Annotated in this window: 17 protein-coding genes and 1 tRNA gene; 6 read left to right on the forward strand and 12 right to left on the reverse strand. The window is 41.7% G+C overall.

Annotated features, from left to right (window positions below; translation table 11 throughout):
- Positions 1-152: 152 nt before the first annotated feature.
- The 5 genes from MMU05_RS13915 to MMU05_RS13935 all read right to left on the reverse strand — a co-directional run bounded on the left by MMU05_RS13915 (position 153) and on the right by MMU05_RS13935 (position 4,737).
- Positions 153-791 carry a response regulator transcription factor gene (locus MMU05_RS13915; protein WP_241142287.1) on the reverse strand — a complete coding sequence of 213 codons (639 nt, stop codon included), beginning with the start codon at positions 789-791 and terminating at the stop codon, positions 153-155.
- Positions 763-2,718 carry a sensor histidine kinase gene (locus MMU05_RS13920; RefSeq protein WP_241142288.1) on the reverse strand — a complete coding sequence of 652 codons (1,956 nt, stop codon included), beginning with the start codon at positions 2,716-2,718 and terminating at the stop codon, positions 763-765. Before MMU05_RS13920 ends, MMU05_RS13915 begins: the two co-directional genes overlap by 29 nt.
- A 284-nt stretch (positions 2,719-3,002) precedes the next feature.
- Entirely contained in the window at positions 3,003-3,260 is a 258-nt protein-coding gene (locus tag MMU05_RS13925; protein WP_241142289.1) for a YtxH domain-containing protein, read from the reverse strand.
- 189 nt (positions 3,261-3,449) lie between these two features.
- Positions 3,450-3,525, reverse strand: a tRNA-Gly gene (locus tag MMU05_RS13930).
- 117 nt (positions 3,526-3,642) lie between these two features.
- On the reverse strand, positions 3,643-4,737 hold the full coding sequence (locus MMU05_RS13935; RefSeq protein WP_241142290.1) for a DUF1573 domain-containing protein: 1,095 nt from the start codon (positions 4,735-4,737) through the stop codon (positions 3,643-3,645).
- Positions 4,738-4,808: 71 nt separating this feature from the next.
- Between MMU05_RS13935 and trpS the strand changes: the two genes are divergently transcribed.
- Positions 4,809-5,792, forward strand: coding sequence for a tryptophan--tRNA ligase (gene trpS / locus MMU05_RS13940; RefSeq protein WP_241142291.1), 984 nt, complete (start codon positions 4,809-4,811; stop codon positions 5,790-5,792).
- A gap of 276 nt (positions 5,793-6,068) precedes the next feature.
- Here trpS and MMU05_RS13945 read toward each other — a convergent pair whose 3' ends face one another.
- Together MMU05_RS13945 and MMU05_RS13950 are read right to left on the reverse strand one after the other, a co-directional pair.
- Complete coding sequence (locus MMU05_RS13945) at positions 6,069-6,491, reverse strand: hypothetical protein (RefSeq protein WP_113922619.1); 423 nt, start codon at positions 6,489-6,491, stop codon at positions 6,069-6,071.
- A gap of 57 nt (positions 6,492-6,548) precedes the next feature.
- The gene (locus MMU05_RS13950) at positions 6,549-7,892 is read right to left on the reverse strand and encodes a polysaccharide deacetylase family protein (RefSeq protein WP_241142292.1); all 1,344 of its coding nucleotides are present in this window, start codon (positions 7,890-7,892) and stop codon (positions 6,549-6,551) included.
- Between the two features lie 96 nt (positions 7,893-7,988).
- On the opposite strand from MMU05_RS13950, the gene MMU05_RS13955 reads away from it, so the two are divergent.
- Both MMU05_RS13955 and MMU05_RS13960 read left to right on the forward strand, forming a co-directional pair.
- Complete coding sequence (locus MMU05_RS13955) at positions 7,989-8,426, forward strand: DUF6526 family protein (RefSeq protein WP_241142293.1); 438 nt, start codon at positions 7,989-7,991, stop codon at positions 8,424-8,426.
- Between the two features lie 28 nt (positions 8,427-8,454).
- Complete coding sequence (locus MMU05_RS13960) at positions 8,455-8,823, forward strand: nuclear transport factor 2 family protein (protein WP_241142294.1); 369 nt, start codon at positions 8,455-8,457, stop codon at positions 8,821-8,823.
- Positions 8,824-8,908: 85 nt separating this feature from the next.
- Here the strand turns inward: MMU05_RS13960 and MMU05_RS13965 are convergent, their stop codons facing one another.
- On the reverse strand, positions 8,909-10,270 hold the full coding sequence (locus tag MMU05_RS13965; RefSeq protein ID WP_241142295.1) for an AGE family epimerase/isomerase: 1,362 nt from the start codon (positions 10,268-10,270) through the stop codon (positions 8,909-8,911).
- A 127-nt stretch (positions 10,271-10,397) separates the two neighbouring features.
- On the opposite strand from MMU05_RS13965, the gene MMU05_RS13970 reads away from it, so the two are divergent.
- From MMU05_RS13970 to MMU05_RS13980, 3 genes are all read left to right on the forward strand, one after another.
- Entirely contained in the window at positions 10,398-12,272 is a 1,875-nt protein-coding gene (locus tag MMU05_RS13970; protein WP_241142296.1) for a DUF4139 domain-containing protein, read from the forward strand.
- 99 nt (positions 12,273-12,371) lie between these two features.
- Positions 12,372-12,983: a hypothetical protein gene (locus MMU05_RS13975; protein WP_241142297.1), complete on the forward strand. Its 612-nt coding sequence runs from the start codon at positions 12,372-12,374 to the stop codon at positions 12,981-12,983.
- A complete protein-coding gene (locus tag MMU05_RS13980; RefSeq protein ID WP_241142298.1) occupies positions 12,964-13,536 on the forward strand; it encodes a Riean_0653 family protein in 573 nt (190 codons plus the stop codon). The genes MMU05_RS13975 and MMU05_RS13980 overlap by 20 nt, the downstream gene beginning before the upstream one ends.
- A gap of 8 nt (positions 13,537-13,544) precedes the next feature.
- Here MMU05_RS13980 and MMU05_RS13985 read toward each other — a convergent pair whose 3' ends face one another.
- The 4 genes from MMU05_RS13985 to MMU05_RS14000 form a co-directional block, all read right to left on the reverse strand.
- Positions 13,545-15,146 (reverse strand): GMC family oxidoreductase, encoded by a 1,602-nt coding sequence (locus tag MMU05_RS13985; RefSeq protein WP_241142299.1) that lies wholly within the window; start codon positions 15,144-15,146, stop codon positions 13,545-13,547.
- Between the two features lie 90 nt (positions 15,147-15,236).
- Positions 15,237-16,919 carry an AMP-binding protein gene (locus MMU05_RS13990; RefSeq protein WP_241142300.1) on the reverse strand — a complete coding sequence of 561 codons (1,683 nt, stop codon included), beginning with the start codon at positions 16,917-16,919 and terminating at the stop codon, positions 15,237-15,239.
- A gap of 136 nt (positions 16,920-17,055) precedes the next feature.
- A complete protein-coding gene (locus MMU05_RS13995) occupies positions 17,056-18,213 on the reverse strand; it encodes an acyl-CoA dehydrogenase family protein (RefSeq protein WP_241142301.1) in 1,158 nt (385 codons plus the stop codon).
- Between the two features lie 184 nt (positions 18,214-18,397).
- Positions 18,398-18,976 carry a hypothetical protein gene (locus tag MMU05_RS14000; protein ID WP_241142302.1) on the reverse strand — a complete coding sequence of 193 codons (579 nt, stop codon included), beginning with the start codon at positions 18,974-18,976 and terminating at the stop codon, positions 18,398-18,400.
- Positions 18,977-19,331 lie beyond the last annotated feature (355 nt).

The following is a 19,331-nucleotide window of genomic DNA, read 5'->3' on the forward strand; positions in this document are numbered from 1 at the left end:
TTTAGTTAGGGGGGATTCGATCAACTTTTCCAAAGTTCCGAATGGATATTTTAAGATTTTCATGGTCCGGTCCCAACTTTGGAAAAGATTTGTATAACTCAAAAGCTTATCTAAACGACATTGAATTAAGAATGAAAAAAAAGTCTCTCACCTCACAACCTCGGATGGTCTTTGACCAAAGCCACCAACCCAGCCAGATTTCTGACTCCAAGTTTCCTGAAAATATTCTTGCGGTGGGTTTTGACTGTAAGTGGACTGAGATTCAGTTTGTCAGCAATCTCCGTACTTTCATATTGGTTGATGATAAGTTGAATGATATCCACCTCCCTCTTTGAAAGCTTATAGTGGTAAATCAGTTTTTCATAAAAACCCTTTCCTTCAGTATCAAAGACTTCTTGGAAAGATTCCTTAAAGAACTTACCTCCATCCAAAATCACATGCACGGCATCCAAAAGCTCATTGAGCGATGAATCCTTTCCGATAAATCCATCTGCACCCAGTGTTTTGCAAAGGGCTATGGAGGACTCGGTATGATGCATGCTGATGACAAGTTTCTTGATATGGGGATAGTCGCGGTGCAGGTGTCCAAGTAATTGGATCCCGTCCATTACAGGCATATTCAGGTCAAGAATCAAAAAATCCACTTTGATTCCATTTTCCAAATAGGCGAGCACTTCTTTACCGTTTCTACAATGTGCGATTACTTTTAGATTGGGGTCTGTGCTTACTAAATTATCAAGTCCTGAAGCAAACAACTCATGGTCATCGGCTATAATTATCTGTGTACTCATTTTTTTGGGTGATCGATTGAAAAGGAATGGTTACTATGACTGTTGTGCCATTTATATTGGAATCAAAGTGTAAGTTGCCCCTAAGGTAATCTACTCTTTTTTGGAGGTTTCGAAGTCCTATCCCCTGATTTGGATTCTCAAGGATCTCCTTCGAAATACCTTTCCCATCGTCAGATACCATCAGGGTCACTGTTTCATCCATTTCATCAAAGAACAACTGAATGTCAGCCTCCTTGGCTTCAGCATGTTTGATGATGTTATTGAGCAGCTCTTTGATGATTCTGAAAAGGTTGATTTTGGTATCCAAGGGAAGGTAGGGTAAGTCTTCGATATTATAGGTGATTGAGATTTTGTTCTGAATCTTTACCAGGTCTAGTACCTCGGAAACCATCGTTTTTAACCGCTTTTCAGCAGCCTCCATGGGCATCAGCTCATGGGAAATAAACCTGAGGTCATGACAAGCCATTTCCAGCAATTTATGGGTTTCAGCCAATCCTGTCTTGGACTCATTTTGTAGTGCAGTGGCTTCGAGAAGCAGGCTGTCCACTTTCAATTTGATCAGGGCGAGCAATCCTCCAAGATCGTCATGCAGGTCTTTGGCGATTCTCTGTCTTTCACGCTCCTGTGCCTCAATGATGCTTCTTGCAATGTTTCTTTCCTGCTCCACAAACTGCCTGTCCATCACTTCTTTTTCTTTTTTCATAAAATAATACCGGTGGATGATCCCGATGGTAAGCAGGACAACATTGAAAATAGAGCCGACTATCAGACCATTTGGCTTAAGCGGATGCCAATCTGTCACAGCCGTCAGGTTCAGAATGTAATTGGAAAAACCAAAAATCAACATCAGGTTGGCCAACAAAATGTAATATGCGATTTCCTTTTTGGTCCTGACCTGTGAAAGCGTAATCAAAATAACCAACAGCATATTGGTAAATGATACTGTTAATCCCATTCCAGTCAACAGGAGGTTCAGCTTGGGATTCCAATCAAAAAAAAGCGTCGAAAAAACCAAGATGCCAAACACAAAAACTGCCTTAATATAATGGTACGAATTAGTGAATAGCTTTCGGTTTTCATCTTTCAGGTTAAAAAACCGGATGATGAAAATCACCAGCATCCCTGACATCATCAAGCTGAAAAATGGAATAATGATCGATGAAAATCTTCCGATCTTATCTCCGTAAATCCAAAGAAAAAGAAAGCCGTCTTCTTCAAGAATCAATGCCAGACAGGAAAGGATATAACCTACAAAAATGATGTAAATCTTCTCATTGAAATACCCCCACAAAAACAAGGCAAAGAAAACCGCCATCATAAGGACTCCCGTGACTGTCCCAAAAAAAGCTGTCCTGCTGATTTCATATTCCCAATAGGAATTCGGTTCATCTAGGTAAAAAGGAACGTAGGTGTTTAGTCCCCTGCTGTCAAGCTTGAAAAGATAGGTATAGCCCGCACCTGCAGGAAGTATCAACTCATAGGAATTCAATCTCGAATGCATATCCCGGGATTGGCCTGCATGGATAAACCCCGAATAAGCCGTATCCAACAAAACCCCCTTTTCATCAAAAGTATACAAGGTACCTTCTCTGATCGCAGCACCTGCAGGACTGAAAATTACCGTGTTTTTGGAATCAATCTCGTTTTTGATCTGAAAAGCAAACCACCAAATCGATTCTGTATAGCCTTTATTGAACAAAGTGGGATGCCCAAGCGGAGAAAAATCACCTTTTTGGAATTTTTGAAACGCAACATCAATTCCTCCATTACCCTCATCCCTCCAAAATGAAATGTGCTCTCCAATCGGATAATCCGGTGCATCATTGATCTTTATGGCATTGGTATCTACGGCTTGTTCCCCAAGCAGTTTGCATGGAATGAAAAGAATCAAATATGTGCATAGAATCAAAAACCGCTTGAAAGACATCTAACTGAGTTTTTCTCTTACTAAAATTTACAAAAAATACCATGATATGCCTTTTAATCCAAATGTTAATTTGTTTACAGCACCCATTTGTGCAAATACGGTAAGAAAGAAAGGATTTTTGTTGTCTTTTTTGAATTGTAACTCTGAGTATTCCGGAAAAAATGGGATTATTTTAGAACTATTTATTTAGAAAAATAAAAAAAAATACAGTCCAACGGACCTGACCTTTGGTTTTGATCAAAAAAAAAGGGAGACTTTCGTTTCCCTTTTTTTTTTCGCTAAGATTACTTGGTAACCTTATCTACTTCTGCCTTGGCTTTTTTGGCGAGCTTGTCTACTTCACCACTGACTTCACTTACCTTTTTGGTCAATCCTTCGATAAAAGAATTAAGCTTTCCTGTGGCTTCGTCTAGGTACTCCCCGCTTTTCTTGGTGATTTTCTTTCTTGTATTTTCACCTTTGTCCGGCGCTATCAATATTCCGATCTGAACTCCGATCACTGCGCCTACCAATGCTCCTAAAATAAATTTTGTTGAACTCATAGCTATGTTTAATTTAAGTTGAAAATATGAATGTCCAGTTTTTCTGAGTATTTAAATTTAAACATTTATCGTACCAAAGTATTTGAATCTCCTAATTAAAATACGATAAAAAAATGATTACGTTCTATTATTTAGCGCTTAAACCAACATTTTTTTGGGGCATCATATTCGCTCTAGCCATAAAAATATTGGAGCGGGTAATCGGTCTCGAACCGACGGCCTTCAGCTTGGGAAGCTGACGCTCTACCAACTGAGCTACACCCGCTTTTATACAAATCTAACAATCAATTTTCAAAGATCAAGGTTCTCAATAGGCTTAATCTTGTTACCTAATTTTGGATAAAAAAGAACATCTATCCCTGCGGATTGATGCCAAGATGTATTATCGCACGCTGCTCCTGACCACAATTGTTCTGACAGGATTCAAGGGATCATTGCTGAAAATGGAGATGTGCTTGTGGTCAATTCCTCTCCTCCCCTTTGGATCAAAAGTAAATTTGAGTTCTGTAGTTTCACCGGATTGGAGATCTTTTTTACCCAATTCCAGTTCCACACAATCACAGTTGACGGCGACCTTTCTGATATTCAAAGGTTCTTGCCCCATATTGGTCAAGGTGATGGACCTCGTAACTTTGGTGTTTGCAGAAATTTCTCTCAAGTCTATCTCTGCATTGGCTATCCCCAACTTGGGGACCCTATTTTCCAGACTTTTTGGAACTGGCTGAAAATATTCATAAACCACCGACATCACCCTGATACCAAGGTTCATATCGTCCACATCTAGACCAATGCTGATAACTTCGTCAAAAAATCCCAGGTCATTTTTAGCAGCACCATCATATGTCAATACCAAAAGTCCCCGCTGCGAAGGTTCCAATTGGGAAGGTTCCAAAGAAACGGCCATATAATTGGGGATTTTATCCTGAACCTCTTTGAAACCGATGGGGCTGTTCCCAAAATTATAAACCTCCACATATTTGACTTTCGGTTCATTGGTGAAAACATAGCCCATATTGACAGCTGTCAGTCTAAATCCCAAAGTTCCCACCCGGTGAGGAAATGCCATTTCGGTATTTTCCGGGATTGGCATGTTGATTCCTTCCAAAAACAAAGTATCACCATAGATATCAAGATTGGTCCGTACGATAATGCCTTTGGAAAATTCTCCTCCTTTCTGGTCAGGGTCAAACTTTACTTTGAGAGAAGCTATTTGCCCATTGGCCAAGGTATCCTTGGTATATTGGACAGTAGTACAGCCACAATCTGTAAAAATATCTGTGATATAGATGCTGTCTTGGTTTTCATTCAGTGCAAAAAACTCCGCTTCTACCGCTCCTTTTTCCTGCAATACCGCACCGATATCAATTTTTCTCTTTTCCCAAGTCAGCGTCTTTCTTTCAATTGTCTGGCCGGCGAGAGGAAGGCTGCTGATTGTCAGCAGGATTAGACCCGATAGATACAACACTCTTTTTTTCATACGGGCAAATAACGATAAAAAACCAGCGAATTGTACCCTGATTTATTTATTTTGCGCCAAATTTTAAAACAATGGCAAGAGTACTGACAGGCATACAGAGTTCGGGCAAGCCCCATCTTGGAAACATATTGGGTGCAATCGTTCCTGCTATAGAGCTGACCAAAAGAGACAATAACGATTCATTTATATTCATAGCGGACCTGCATTCCCTGACCTCTATCAAGGAAGGGAACCTCAGGAAAGAGAATACTTTGGCAGTAGCGGCAGCTTGGTTGGCTTTCGGTTTGGACATCAACAAGACGGTTTTTTACAGACAATCGATGATCCCTGAAGTGACTGAACTGACTTGGTATCTGAGTTGCTTTACACCCTACCCTATGCTTGCCAATGCACATAGCTTCAAAGACAAGTCGGACAGGTTGGCAGACGTGAATGCTGGACTTTTTACCTATCCGGTGTTGATGGCTGCAGATATCTTACTTTATGGGGCGAATATTGTCCCTGTCGGTAAAGACCAACTCCAGCATTTGGAAATTGCAAGGGACATAGCAACTACCTTCAATAATCGCGTGGAAGAAGAAATTCTAGTCGTTCCTGAGGCCCGCATCAGTGAAGATGTGATGATTATCCCCGGAACTGATGGACAGAAGATGAGCAAGTCTTACAACAATTACATTGACATTTTCCTTCCTGAAAAGGAACTTAAAAAGAACATCAACTCCATCATCACCGACAGTACGCCTTTGGAAGAACCCAAGAATCCGGATACATGCAATGTGTTTAAATTGTATTCTTTGGTGGCCAACGCTGACCAAACCGCAGCGCTGAGATCAAAGTACCTCGCGGGAAATTTTGGTTACGGTCACGCCAAGCAGGAGTTTATGACTTTGATTTTGGAAAAATACGCCGAAGAAAGAAAACTGTACGATTACTTTATGAACCACCCTTCTGAATTGGAAGCAAGACTTTCCGAAGGGGAAGCCAAAGCAAAAATCATCGCAAGAGGATATTTGAACAAAGTGAGAGAAAAGTTGGGATTTGGGGCGGTTGGTTAATGGTCCCGATAGCTATCGGGATGGTTAGTGGTTAAAGGTTGATTGGTTAACTGATAAATTGACCACGGTCCACTGTCGACAGTCCACCAAGTTGAATTGGTTTTTTTGGCTGCTGAATTATAATTCGGTAATGAAAACTGATTCTGATATCAATGTGGCTGAATACTTACTATTGAAAACTGCCAACTGAACACTTCAAACTTCCCGACTTCATACTTCCAACTTCCAAACCTCCTACTTCCCTACTTCCTAACTTCCAACTTCCCTACTTCCAACTCACCTCCCCACCCAAAGGTCTTTCATAGATTTGCCGTTGATCTGAAGGATAAACCTTGCGGGATTTGGGACAAGGACAACCCTCACATCCATTTTGTCAAACTGCTCTGATTCGACCGGTACGCCTTCTTTTCCTTTGACTTCATACGTCACTTTTCCAAAAGAATCCGCAGCCAAAGGTGAATAGTTATTGGCCAAATAGGCAGAAGGCAAGAGCACGTCATTGTCTGATTTCAACTGGTTGTAGATTTTTTCTAAGATCGACTCGAGCTCATCACCGAATTCTTCATTGAAGTCATCCTCCAAGTCATGGAGTTCTTCTTCGATGTCATCATAAGCCGCATCGGCATAGGAGATTTTGCTCAAAGCGATTTTTTTCTCTACAAGGACTGAAAGATCCTGATCCAATTTTCTGAAATCCATGGTATTTTTATTTTTAAAAGCACGAAGGTAAAAATTAAGACAAGGTTTTCAAAAATCTTATTGGCCAACATTTTTCAAAGCCAATTCCCCTCCGTGTGGATCGGCATTGTATTGGACAAATGATCCACCTGCATCCTTTTGGACCTCAAGAGTTTCGGTTTTCCCACCCTGAACGAAAGTGACTGACTTCCAATCAGTAGGGATGTAGGTCTTCATCGTTAATAATTGCCGGTACCAATACGGATCCAAATCCGACTCCAACTTTAAGGAAATCATATCCTTATTGACCGTCTTTTTCATGTTGGTATTCATCCTTTGCCTCATATATTGGGTCACATCCCTGAAAGGCGCCACCCAGACTTCTTTGGATTTGCCGGCGATGTATTCAAAATAAGCCCTGATTCTGTCTTCCGGAATGGCTTCCCAACCGATCCCTTCGATGCCGTGAAATACCAAAACCAACCAGGTATCTTCCCTTGTCAGGATGTCATCTACCCATGAATTCATAAGCTCGGGGGTTGTTTTAGAAAGCGGCCCACGCTGCCATTGGATGTATTCCTTGCCATAATCCTGTGACGCGTCAAACAACCCGGATCTGTTGATTTCCTCCAAATATGCTTCAGGCATCCTGTTTCTCAGCGCAGGAAACATCTCCAAAGCATATTCCATGACCCTTTCATCTTCAGTTCCAAAAGGGCATTCGGCTGAAAAAAGTTGCTCTTTTCCCAATTCTCTCTCAATCTCATCCCGACAGGCTTCCAACTCAAACAACAGATTCTTTTCATCCAAGACCGCCAACCTTGGATGTGAAATCGTGTGTACCCCAAACTCATGGCCGCTATCAGCATATTTTCGGATCTCCTCCCAATCGATCATCGGACCATCAATGATTCTGGGATAAACAAGTTCTGTGATTTTCAATTCCCTAGCCTTGGCAAAACCTTCATCGAGTATTTTGCATGCTTGCTCTATTCTCCCTTGTTCATAGGTGGAACCGGATCGATCATGGTAAGACACAGCACCCGGCATATCCAAAAACCTGATCAAAGAGGCTCTTTCAAAAATATTTTCTTCATTGGTAGGAATAGAGGCAGATTCGGCGATTATCACTTTTGGTTCCCTTCCAAAAAACTGAGCCCGGGTTTGAGATGATGGGATTTCTCCTGTGTTGATATAAAAAGTCCCTTTCATCCCGAGTTCTTCCATGATCGGAAGGGCAACATGGAATTGGTTGGAAGTCCCATCATCATAGGTCAGGGAAATGGCTGCTTTTTTACCATCTGGCCATTTTAGGATTTCGGTTTTGAAAGCCTCTTCCTGACCGAATACTGACTGGAATTGGAACACCAAAATTATCAATGAAAGTAATCTTGGGCTTAATGTTTTGTTTTTGAGAATCATAGCATTTAAAATTAAAAAATAACTTTGCTGCCAAATCATATTTTTGATAATTGGTCAGAATGGGGTTAAATTTCAAAAAAATCCAAAACCATTTTTATGCAAAATTACAAGAACCACACCCGCAGTTTCGCAGTCCATAATTATGTTTTAATACCGTTGGCACTGGCATTTTTCATTTGGACAGTTGCGGATCTTATCCATTCCATGATGGGCGGTACTGATCTTCTTTATTCATTTTACCACCTGATCGCGGCCACAGTGCTGCTGTTATTGCCTTTTGTAGCGAGATATTACGGGCTCAAAAATCAGGACAGGATTATCCGGTTGGAGATGAGATTCCGTTATTTTGAATTGACAGGCAAATCTTTCAAAGAAAAAGAGAGCAAATTGAGACTATCCCAAATCATTGCCTTGAGGTTTGCAGGTGATGAGGAATTTCTTTCCTTGATGGAAAAAGCCATCAAAGAAGATATGAAAGCAAAAGAGATCAAAATGGCAATCACCAATTGGCAGGAGGACAACAGACGTGTATAAATATTCATTGACTATATTCCTGATATTGATGACAGGAACTATTTTCGCCCAACAGACCGTGGAACAGGTAGCAGAAAAATTGGCGCAGGAGCAACTTGATGCCTATAATAAAAGGGACATTGATGCTTTTGTAGCACCTTATGCCGAAAATGTAAAAGTATATAAGTTCCCCAATGAGCTGATGTACGAAGGCAAAACGACCATGTACGACACCTATGGACGGATGTTTGCAAGGACACCCGACCTGCATTGCCGCTTGGTCAACCGCATCGTCATGGGCAATACTGTCATCGATCAAGAAGAAGTCACCATTTCCAAAAAAGACCCGCCAATGAATGCCATCGCCATTTACAAAATCAAGGATGGAAAAATCGCAGAGGTGTATTTTATTCAGTAAAAAAAATGTCCACGGTCGACTGTCGACGGTCGACCGTGGACTCTTTTAACCTTCCAACTTTCCCAACTTTGAAACTTTTGAATTTCTAAAACTTTTCCAACCTATCTATACACCCCTGCATCGCTCTGAACTGATGGTAATTGGCTTTCCAGATATGTCCTTTGTCGGCTGTTTTGAGCTCGGGCTGCTTGTCCAATCCTCCTGAATACCAATCTCCGTGCTCATGGTCGATGAGGTAATCCTGATTGTATTGCCACAGCTGCTCAAACTTCCCAAAGTAATCCCATTCATCATTGGGAAAATATTCTGACATCAAAAGCAGGGTATTCATCCCCTCCGACTGGGCCCACCAGTTTTTGGTATCCTTGATAACCCTTGGTTTTTCGTCCCCCAAGAAATAATAACCTTCATCAAAAAATCCCGCAAGGTCATTGTCCCAACCATGCAGCAAAGCATGGTCTACCATCTTTTTGGCTTTGGTCAATGTCACCTGATCATTTTCCCATCCCAACACATGTGAGCTTTCCAAGATCAAATAGGCTGTCTCCACGTCATGTCCATAAGACACATGGTCCAAACCTTTGTGCTGCATGATGACTTCCTCGGATTGGTCCTGAAAAGAAACAGGCGTCCAATCCGGTTGGAAAAACAGTACCAAAGAACCCTTGTCATTGGTAATGGTATCCCTGACGAGAAGCAGCATTTCCTCCAGCCTTTCTTTCAATATCGGATCCTTCCAGACCATATACAATTCAGTAAATGCTTCCAACAAATGGATGGAACTGTTTTGGTCTTTGTAGCCAAGTTCTGAAGTAGAAGGCGTATCTGCAGGACGCACTACCGGAGTTCCATCCTGCTCCAAATGCTGGAAATATCCCTTATGCACCGGATCGTGGCTATGTTGGTCCAACCACCTGAAGGCTTTGATTGCCATATCCAAACCTGCAGAATCGCCTGTTGCACCGAAATAGGCGGCCAAAGCATAGATACCGAAGCTGTTTCCGTATGCAGTTTTATGAGGGGATTTATCCAAAAGCGGCTTTCCTGACCGGCTGACCAATTGGTAAAAACCTCCTTTTTCTGAATCCCACATTTTATCCCTCAGAAATTCAAAACCATGTTTGGCACCGTCTGCATAATGAGTTTGAGCAGGATACTTTTTGGTGGCTTTGGAATTGGACCAAAGGTGTCTTGCCTGCGTCACAATCATCTTTTCCTGACTGTTGTCTTTGAGCTGAAAGTCGTAAGTGAAATTGCTGAAGTAGCCGCCCGAGTCCAAGTCAATCGCTTTAGGATACCAGGTTTCTAAAAGATTTTCCCGAAGAGAAGTCTCCATTTCATCGGCTAAGAGCTTGTATTTATTTTCTTCGACTTCTGATTTTTCGGTTTTTTGGCAGGAAGCAAGGAAAACAAGGGAAAGAAAAAAGAGGCTGATTTTCAGTTTCATAGGTTGGTTGTTTTAGGCAATCTTAAAAATAACACAAAATCTTTTTTGTTGAATACTTTTTTTGTTCTTAAAACTACTATCTTAAAAACGAAATCAGGTTTAATTGAAAACTCGAAAATCCCAACACATGAAAAATTTTGCGCTTCTGCTTTTCCTTTGTTTAGGTTTCCAAAATGTGATTTTGGCAAATGACAAAGAACTCAAAACTGAAATCAAAGAAGTAACAGTTTTCCTCAATGGTGCGCAGGTTTTTGAAACCGGTACGGTCCAACTGTCTGCCGGAGAAACCGTTCTCAAAATTGCAAACCGTTCCCCTTATTTGGATGAAAAAAGCCTTCAGGTCAAAGCCACGGGAGCATTTACCATCCTCTCCGTCAACCGGAGGCCAAACTTTCTGGAAAACAAAATCATTTCAAAAAATGACAGTCTTCTAGGGGTGTTGTCAGATGAAAGGCTGAAGCTTGAAAAATTATCGGCAGAGGCAGATGTCCTGAAGGAAAAGTATTCTGTCCTGAACAACAATAAGAATCTGGGTGGACAGAATAACGGACTCACAATGGTCCAACTCAAACAAGCCGTGGACTTTTTTGAAAAGGAAATGTCAGATATCAAAACCCGGGAAATCCAAAACAGGATGAACACCTCGGCCACCAAAAACAGGATCGAGCGGCTCGAAAAAACCTTGGATGAATCCCAAAACCAACCCATCACCCCCATCAGCGAAATCTACATCAAAGTCAGCGCTGAAAGACCGACAACCGCTAGTTTCTCGATTTCCTATCTCGTCGGCAATGCAGGATGGTTTCCAAAATATGACATCCGGGTGCAGGATATCACCAAACCGCTCAATCTAAGCTATAAAGCGGAAGTATGGCAAAACACTGGAAACGATTGGAAGAATGTCAAACTCCGGTTTTCCAACGGTGAACCCAACCGAAGCGGCATCATGCCTGAATTACAAAAATGGGAACTGACCTATGCGAGGAATACAGTATTCGACCGAAATGCAGCTTTCGTTCCGGTGGGTTCTGTAAGCGGTATTGTGAGAAGCAGTGAAGACGGACAGCCATTGCCCGGTGCCTCAGTACTCGTCAGGGGTACTACCATAGGGACCACTACTGATGTCAATGGAAGGTATGAACTGACGATTCCCAATTATTCGAGAGAAATTATTTATAGCTCAATTGGAATGGCAAGCCAAGAAAGGACCATATCCGGTTCAATTATGAATGTCACTTTGGATCCTGATTTCAATCAATTGAATGAGGTAGTTGTTATCGGATATAGTACAGAAAATAAGAGGACATTAACTGGGGCTGTTTCTACTGTTGGGACAAATGTTCGTGCACAACCTTCAGAAGCGCAAGTCATTGCCACCGTCATCAAAGAAAACCAAACCACTGTCGAGATTGAAGTCGAAAAACCATACAGCATAGCATCCAACGGAGAAAAGCTTTTGGTCGATTTGAAGAAGTATGATTTGGATGCGACCTACGAGTACTATGCCATTCCCAAGATTGAAAAAGACGCATTCTTAATGGCCAAGATCACTGATTGGGAGAAATACAGCTTCCTCCAAGGTGAAGCAAACCTGTATTTCGAAGAGACCTTTATCGGAAAGTCCATTTTGGAAGCAGGTGGATTGCAGGATACTTTGAGTATTTCTTTGGGAAGGGACAAAAGCATCGCCATCAGCAGGGAGAAAGTTGATCAATTCTCACAGAAAAAAACCGTAGGCACCAACATCAATGAATCAAGAGGTTATCGTATCACCATCAAAAACAACAAGTCCCAAAAAATCAACCTGACTGTATTTGATCAGGTGCCGGTATCCATAGTCGGAGATGTCATTGTCAGCGTTGGGGAACTTTCTCAGGGAATCAAAGAAGACCAAACCGGGATAATCACTTGGAAATTTGAATTGGCACCTGCTACTCAAAAATTGATTGAATTCCAATACGAAGTGAAGTACCCGAGAAAAGAAAGGGTCATTCTGGATTAATGTTTTATGAAATCAGGACAAAATCTTGTGACATTCCGTCAAGTAAAAAGGACAGCTTTTCGGCTGTCCTTTTTGTCAAACCATAAATTGTTTTCCTTGATGAGATACAAGTTTATAGTGGTTACTTTTTTCGTTTTTTTCATGCAGATTCCTGAAGGTTTTGCCCAGGTCGGGATGATGTTTGGCACCAATTATTCCAATGTCAGGCATGATGGCCTTCTTGAGAAAACCCAGGGACAAATGAGCCTTCATCTTGGTGCCAATATCGAAGTGGTTCCGATCAGAGGAATCCCAAACTTAAGTCTGAGAACTGATTTAATATTGGTCCAAAAAGGCTATACCCCAAGACTTGACGGAAGCAGATATCGCGTCAATCTGGAGTACGGAAGTTTTGCACCGATGGTCAAATATGCCATCATAGAAGATTTCTCAATTCATAGCGGTGTTGAATTCAACAGGCTTATGGATTCAAATGTAGGCGAGGATGTTACTTTTAGAAAAAACGAAAAAGCACTGTTCTTAGGGTTTGACCTATTCAATTCCAAAAGACTTTCATTCTATACCAGAGCTTCTTTTGGACTCACCCCAGTTCTTGACTATTATGACATTGACCCGATAGAGGGGATTCAAGGTAGGATCTCCGACCTATACACCACCACAATTATGCTTGGCATCCAATTAAACATCCACCATGAAAAAATCAGGTTTTAATACGGGGTTATTCTTTGCATTGGCTATTTTTCTTTCTTCCTGTGATGGGTTTGTCCCTGATCCTATTGATCCAAGGTTACCTGTTTACTCAGAATCCGCAAAAAACCAGTCCGGGGCAATGATTAATAATGTTCCTTTTGTGGATTATCCGAAGTATTCATCTCTCGAAAGCCCAAGTTCAGCTTTCATTTTGAACCAGGCTGATACAACCTTAATACTGGAATTTAACTTGAGCCAAAGAAATTACAATTTCTATGGGAATTCAGTCAATTTTTCTTTGGAAAGTTTGACAGAGGCTGATTGGGATGAAATGGAGCAGGGGTTTGGCAAAAAGTTCAGTTTAAATAACACCAAAAATAAAGGCAAACTCATCGTAAGGTCTAATGCCGGAGATACAGAAATTTTTGCTGAAACAGGTCAAATTACTGTCAAAGTGATTCCTAAATCAAAATCAATCGCCGGTACTTTTGGATTTACCGGAAAAGCACCAAACGGAAAAAATTACGAAGTACATTATGGCAGGTTCGACTATTTTTTCCAACGCTTGAAATAAATTACTACTTAGCCTTTGTCCAAAATCATATCCGAGGCCTTCTCCCCGATCATGATGCAGGCGGCGTTGGTATTGCCTGAGATGATGGTGGGCATGATGGATGCATCTGCTATTCTGAGTCCGGAAATCCCCCTTACCTTCAGGTTTTCATCCACGACCGCCATATCATCTTGACCCATTTTGCAGGTGCCGACGGGATGATAGAGCGTTTCCATACTTTTTTTGATATGTAAGATCAGGCTCTTTTCATCAAATTTGTTTGGCAAATAAACCCCTGACTCACTGAAATCCTTCAAGGGTGAATGTTCCATTACCGCCTTGGCTTTCAACATACCTTTGAGCAAAACATCCAAATCCCTTTTATCCGAAAGAAAATTAGGCTGAATCAAAGGTGCTTCCATAGGGTCGGCAGATTTCAAACCAATAAATCCACGGCTTTCGGGTCGGATAAGGATCACCATGATACTAAAGCCGCTCTTGTAAGGGAATGTCTTATAATCATAAATGTCCGTACTGTAATCTTCGGCCACTGCAGATACCGCGAGATGGAATTGCAGGTCAGGTCTGTCCAAATCCTCTTTTGAGGTTAGAAAAGCATTGGCTGTCAAAGGACCGTTGCCCAATGGCCCTTTTTTGAAAAGCAGGTATTTAAAAAGTGCCTTTCCCATCTGGATGGGTTTCAAGGTGTGGTTGTCGGTAGGAACTTTAGAAAATGAACTCACGCCCGACCAAACATGGTCAATCAGATTTTGACCTACACCGGGAAGATGCAGCGTGGAAGCAATGCCAAATTTGGAGAGGTAATCCTTTTCCCCGATTCCCGACAGCATCAAAATCTGTGGTGACTTTATGGCACCGGCACTTAGGACAACCTCTTTGGCTGCTCCGATTTGTTCTTTCTCTCCTTTTGCATTGATGACCTCTACACCTGTCGCTTTTAGGTTTTGGATCAGGATTTTGGTGACAGTACAACCTGTTTTAACCATCAGGTTTTTTCTATGCAAAACAGGTTTGAGGAAGGCGGTTGCTGTGCTTTGCCTTTGGTTGTTTTTGATGTTGAACTGAAGCATAGAGGCTCCTATCTGCTCAGCACCATTGTATTCTTCATTATGGGGAATGCCTGCTTTTTCACAAGCTTCGATAAAACTATGCCCAAGGTCATGCGGCTGTCTTGAATAAGCAATATGTAAGGGACCATTTTTCCCATAATATTCCCCGGTAAAATCTTCGTTATGTTCCGATTTTTTGAAGTAGGGCAAAACATCCTGATAAGCCCATCCTTTATTTCCCAAGGCTTCCCATTCATCAAAATCAAGTCTGTTTCCCCTGACATACGCCATGGCATTGGTACTGCTGCTTCCTCCAAGAACTTTGCCCCTAGGCACAAAAAGTCTCTTTCCATCCACATGTTCTTGTGGTTCTGTCCAAAATGCCCAATCCACTTCGGACCTGTGCAGTTTGGTGTAACCTCCGGGAATATGGATTTCTTGTTTGGTGTCCTTATTCCCTGCTTCAATGAGCAGAACCGTGTTTTTTGGGTCTTCAGAAAGCCTGTTGGCCAAAACACATCCTGCTGAACCTGCGCCGATAATGATATAGTCGAATAGCATTTGGGTAAAATTTGGGTTTATTGGATTAAAATAAAAAAGGATGCGAACTCCTCAAAGCACCGCATCCTTTTTGTTCTTCGGATTTACAAATTAGGCCGAAATTGTTTTTTCATGCATTTCCTTAATTTTCCTACGGAGGATTTTACCCACATTGGATTTTGGAAGTTCATCGGCGAAGTACACTTCCCTCGGAACTTTGTAATTGGTCAGACTTTCTTTGGAAAGGGCAATGATTTCGTCCGCAGTGACCGATTTGTCTTTTGCCACCACATAAGCTACCACTTTTTCATTGGACTTGGGATCAGGCATACCGATGACTCCTACTTCAATCACTTTTGGGTGTAGGGCGATGGCATTTTCTACTTCGTTTGGATAGACATTGAATCCTGATACAAGGATCATTTCTTTCTTCCTGTCTACGATCTTTACATAACCATCTTCATCCAAAATGCCGATATCGCCGGTTTTGAACCACTCTCCGTCCATGACTTTGGCTGTTTCTTCAGGCCTGTTCCAATAGCCTTTCATGACTTGCGGACCTTTGATGCAGATTTCTCCTCGGTTGCCGATTCCTACATCTTTCCCTCCATCGTCTATAATCTTGACATCAGTATTGGGCAAAGGAATTCCGATGGTACCGATTCTTTCTGTTCCATCTATCGGATTACAGGTAGCTACAGGTGAAGTTTCTGTCAATCCATACCCCTCGGCCAATGGTACTCCGGTGATTTTTTCCCACTTTTTGGCTGTCGCCTCCTGCACCGCCATGCCGCCACCGACTGCCACTTTGAGTGTCGAGAAGTCAAGATTTGCAAAACCCTCCGCATTCATCATCCCATTAAACAAGGTATTGACGCCGGTGATTACAGTGAATTTTACTTTGCCGAGTTCCTTCATGAATCCCGGCATATCCCTTGGATTGGTGATGAGGACATTGTGGGCACCGATCTTCATCATCGCGAGGCAGTTGACCGTCAGCGCAAAAATATGGTAAAGGGGAAGTGCAGTAATTACGATTTCCTCCCTTTCTTTCAACTTTGGTTTCATCCACTCTGAGATCTGCTGCATGTTGGCACAGATATTTCCATGGGTCAGTTCAGCACCTTTGGACACGCCTGTGGTTCCTCCGGTATATTGCAGATAAGCAGCATCTTGCAAGGTCATCTCTTCCCTTTTGTAGCTGCTTCCCGCACCCAGAGACATCACCTTTTTCCAGCTTATGGCTTTTGGAAGGTTGTAGACAGGTACCATTTTTTTGACATATTTGACCACAAGGTTTACGATGGTTCCTTTGAGTCCCCCAAGCATATCTCCGAGTTCGGTAACAATGACATGTTTGGCTTCGAGTTCATCATAAATCTTTTCTAGGCTACAAGCAAAATTTGCCAAAATCACGATAGCTGAAGCGCCGGAGTCACTGAACTGATGTTTCATTTCAGTTGGCGTGTACAAAGGATTGGTATTGACCACCACCATTCCTGCTCTCAAAATCCCAAACATCGCCACGGGATATTGGAGACAATTAGGCATCTGAATCGCGACCCTGTCTCCTTTTTTCAGCTTCAGGTGATTTTGCAGATACGACGCGAAGTCTTTGGACAGCTTGTCCACTTCATTGAAAGTGATGGTCTTGCCCATACATTCGTAGGCCACGGAAGAACCGTATTTTTTGACACTTTCTTCAAAAAGGTTGACAACAGAACTGTATGCCTGAACATCGATGTCTGTTTTGACATTCTTGGGGTAAAACTTATACCATGGGAAGTTATGCATAGTAGGGTATCTATTTTGGGTTGGAGATTGAGTTTGGGGAAATATACAGTACTAAATATAAAATATTAATTTTTGGAAAAAAATAAAGCCAATTTCCTTTGACTGAAATTGCCTCCAACTCAAAACTTTTTTGTTTTCATTGCAAAATTTTCCTTGCAATCAACTCCTTCATAATCTCATTGGTTCCGGCATAAATCCGCTGCACCCTTGCGTCAGCAAAAGCCCTTGCCACCGAATAATCCCACATATATCCATATCCCCCGTGTAACTGCACACATTCATCTGAGACAGTACATTGCAGTTCGGTCAAGAGAAATTTGGCTGAGGAAGCCATCGCACCATCGACTTTCTTTTGGTTGTGCAGCATCACCAACTGATCAGCATAGATCCTTCCCTGCTCAAGCTTTGCTCCCATTTCGGCAAGTTTGAACCTTGTATTCTGAAAATCAGAAACCATTTTGCCAAAAGCAGGTCTGTTTTTGACATAGTCCACCGTGATTTTAAAAATGGACTCGGCTAAAGCAATCGCCGCCAAACCCACAATCAAACGCTCCTGCGCCAACTCCGTCATGAGGTATTTGAATCCTTCGCCAACATTACCGAGGAGGTTTTCTTTTGGAACTTTCACATCCTCAAAAAACAGTTCGCAGGTATCCTGAGCATGCAAACCCACTTTGTCAAAAGGAACACCTTTGGAAAATCCGGCCATGTCCCTATCCACGATGAAAAGACTGATTCCCTTTGCTCCTTTGCTCGGATCTGTTTTGGCGGCCACGACCACCACATCACAGAGAAAACCATTGGTGATGAAAGTCTTGGAACCGTTGATCAGGTAATGGTCGCCCCTATCCTCCGCCGTGGCCCGGATCGACTGCAGGTCAGAACCGGCACCCGGCTCTGTCATCGCAACGGCGGAAATCAAATCTCCGCTGATCATACCCGGGATGTATTTGGATTTTGCAACTTCGGTACCGTAATGGTGGATGTAAGGAAAGACGATATCGCTGTGGAGCGGATAGCCGATCGCAGGACCTGAGCAACCCGAAAGTCCCAATTCTTCGATGAAAACAGCATTAAACCTAAAATCCTGAAGTTCCAAGCCACCATATTGCTCGGGAGCTTGGAGACAGAGAAAACCGTTTTCACCCAATTTCTTCCAGGACTCGCGGCTTACTTGCTTGTCCTTTTCCCATTGGGCATTGTTGGGTGTAATTTCTTTGGCAATAAAATCTCGGAGCGACTGACGGAACATGTCATGCTCTTCTGTAAAAATCGTTCGAGGTACTGAATACATAAGAATTTGGGTTTATACGATTTTGGTTTTATATCCAATTATTGAAGTAAGAAGGATATAACAAAGTTTAAAATTAATCAAAAATTTACCTTGACACGGAATTTTTTGGGAGGGGGTATATGGGAAGGTTAAATCTCACGCAGAGACGCCGAGAAAAAAATGCCAGATAGCGCCAGAATACTTTTCATCTAAATTCTAGATTTTCAACAGTCCAAACACCGCTTTTCTTAATCAGTTTTGAATCGGCAATAAAATTTCCTTTTGTCCCAACGATTGTAAATGAAAATTCTGCTTTATCGCCTTGTTCGTCTGTTGACATATTAACACCTAGCAAAAGGCCAAAATATTTAATAGGACCAGTCTGTGAAAGAATTTCCTGGTTGCTTTGGCAATATTGCTTTGTTGCTTCAAATGCTTCAGAACGTCCAAAAGTTAATAACACAATTAGTACAAGTCCCATCCAAAACAAAATGCAAAAAGTCCAAAACTTTAAGATATGTTTTAGTAAAAAGTCAAATCGCAAAGTTAAAGATCCACCAGCATGAACAATGTTGTTCCCTAAAATTTCGAATTTTGGGTAATGTCCCCTTTTGGTATGATAATATTTGAACCAATAGAATACACCAATCACGGTAAGGACTGGAGAAATAACAATTCCAATTGTTGAATAAGGTTGTCCACCAAGCGCCTCCCCAAAAAATGAAGCACACCAAATTAAGTAACCTGTCAAAATTAAAATTTTATGAGTTGTGGGATTTAACATTTTGCCTTTTGATTATAAAAAGAACCAGTCCAACTATAATAAATAAGGGTCCAGTGTATATTCCGTAAAAAATATCTGGCCACTTTAATGTAGTGAAAAGAAGTCCTATGAGAAAAAGAAGTGTCCCGAAAATGGTAATAAGGACTGGAAGTCGTTTGTTCATATATCGTTTTCAGTTAAGAATGGAATTGTAGTAATTTTCTAGTTCATAAAAAAAAAATTAACCGCAAAAGACATTCAAGTTAATGATAAAGCCCTCCATTGTGCCCTTCGCGAAACCATTGCGTCCATTGCGGTAAAGATTAACCACCGAGAGCCCAGAGTCCACAGAGAAGAATTCTCATATTTTTTCTCT

Origin of the sequence: Cognataquiflexum rubidum (assembly GCF_022538115.1) — a bacterium.
GTDB classification, from domain to species: domain Bacteria; phylum Bacteroidota; class Bacteroidia; order Cytophagales; family Cyclobacteriaceae; genus Cognataquiflexum; species Cognataquiflexum rubidum.

What these genes read in the sequence shown, in the direction of transcription:
- MMU05_RS13915 (WP_241142287.1), bottom strand. Translation starts at nt 791, where the DNA reads ATGAGTACACAGATAATTATAGCCGATGACCATGAGTTGTTTGCTTCA.
- MMU05_RS13920 (WP_241142288.1), bottom strand. Translation starts at nt 2,718, where the DNA reads ATGTCTTTCAAGCGGTTTTTGATTCTATGCACATATTTGATTCTTTTC.
- MMU05_RS13925 (WP_241142289.1), bottom strand. Translation starts at nt 3,260, where the DNA reads ATGAGTTCAACAAAATTTATTTTAGGAGCATTGGTAGGCGCAGTGATC.
- MMU05_RS13935 (WP_241142290.1), bottom strand. Translation starts at nt 4,737, where the DNA reads ATGAAAAAAAGAGTGTTGTATCTATCGGGTCTAATCCTGCTGACAATC.
- trpS (WP_241142291.1), top strand. Translation starts at nt 4,809, where the DNA reads ATGGCAAGAGTACTGACAGGCATACAGAGTTCGGGCAAGCCCCATCTT.
- MMU05_RS13945 (WP_113922619.1), bottom strand. Translation starts at nt 6,491, where the DNA reads ATGGATTTCAGAAAATTGGATCAGGATCTTTCAGTCCTTGTAGAGAAA.
- MMU05_RS13950 (WP_241142292.1), bottom strand. Translation starts at nt 7,892, where the DNA reads ATGATTCTCAAAAACAAAACATTAAGCCCAAGATTACTTTCATTGATA.
- MMU05_RS13955 (WP_241142293.1), top strand. Translation starts at nt 7,989, where the DNA reads ATGCAAAATTACAAGAACCACACCCGCAGTTTCGCAGTCCATAATTAT.
- MMU05_RS13960 (WP_241142294.1), top strand. Translation starts at nt 8,455, where the DNA reads ATGACAGGAACTATTTTCGCCCAACAGACCGTGGAACAGGTAGCAGAA.
- MMU05_RS13965 (WP_241142295.1), bottom strand. Translation starts at nt 10,270, where the DNA reads ATGAAACTGAAAATCAGCCTCTTTTTTCTTTCCCTTGTTTTCCTTGCT.
- MMU05_RS13970 (WP_241142296.1), top strand. Translation starts at nt 10,398, where the DNA reads ATGAAAAATTTTGCGCTTCTGCTTTTCCTTTGTTTAGGTTTCCAAAAT.
- MMU05_RS13975 (WP_241142297.1), top strand. Translation starts at nt 12,372, where the DNA reads ATGAGATACAAGTTTATAGTGGTTACTTTTTTCGTTTTTTTCATGCAG.
- MMU05_RS13980 (WP_241142298.1), top strand. Translation starts at nt 12,964, where the DNA reads ATGAAAAAATCAGGTTTTAATACGGGGTTATTCTTTGCATTGGCTATT.
- MMU05_RS13985 (WP_241142299.1), bottom strand. Translation starts at nt 15,146, where the DNA reads ATGCTATTCGACTATATCATTATCGGCGCAGGTTCAGCAGGATGTGTT.
- MMU05_RS13990 (WP_241142300.1), bottom strand. Translation starts at nt 16,919, where the DNA reads ATGCATAACTTCCCATGGTATAAGTTTTACCCCAAGAATGTCAAAACA.
- MMU05_RS13995 (WP_241142301.1), bottom strand. Translation starts at nt 18,213, where the DNA reads ATGTATTCAGTACCTCGAACGATTTTTACAGAAGAGCATGACATGTTC.
- MMU05_RS14000 (WP_241142302.1), bottom strand. Translation starts at nt 18,976, where the DNA reads ATGTTAAATCCCACAACTCATAAAATTTTAATTTTGACAGGTTACTTA.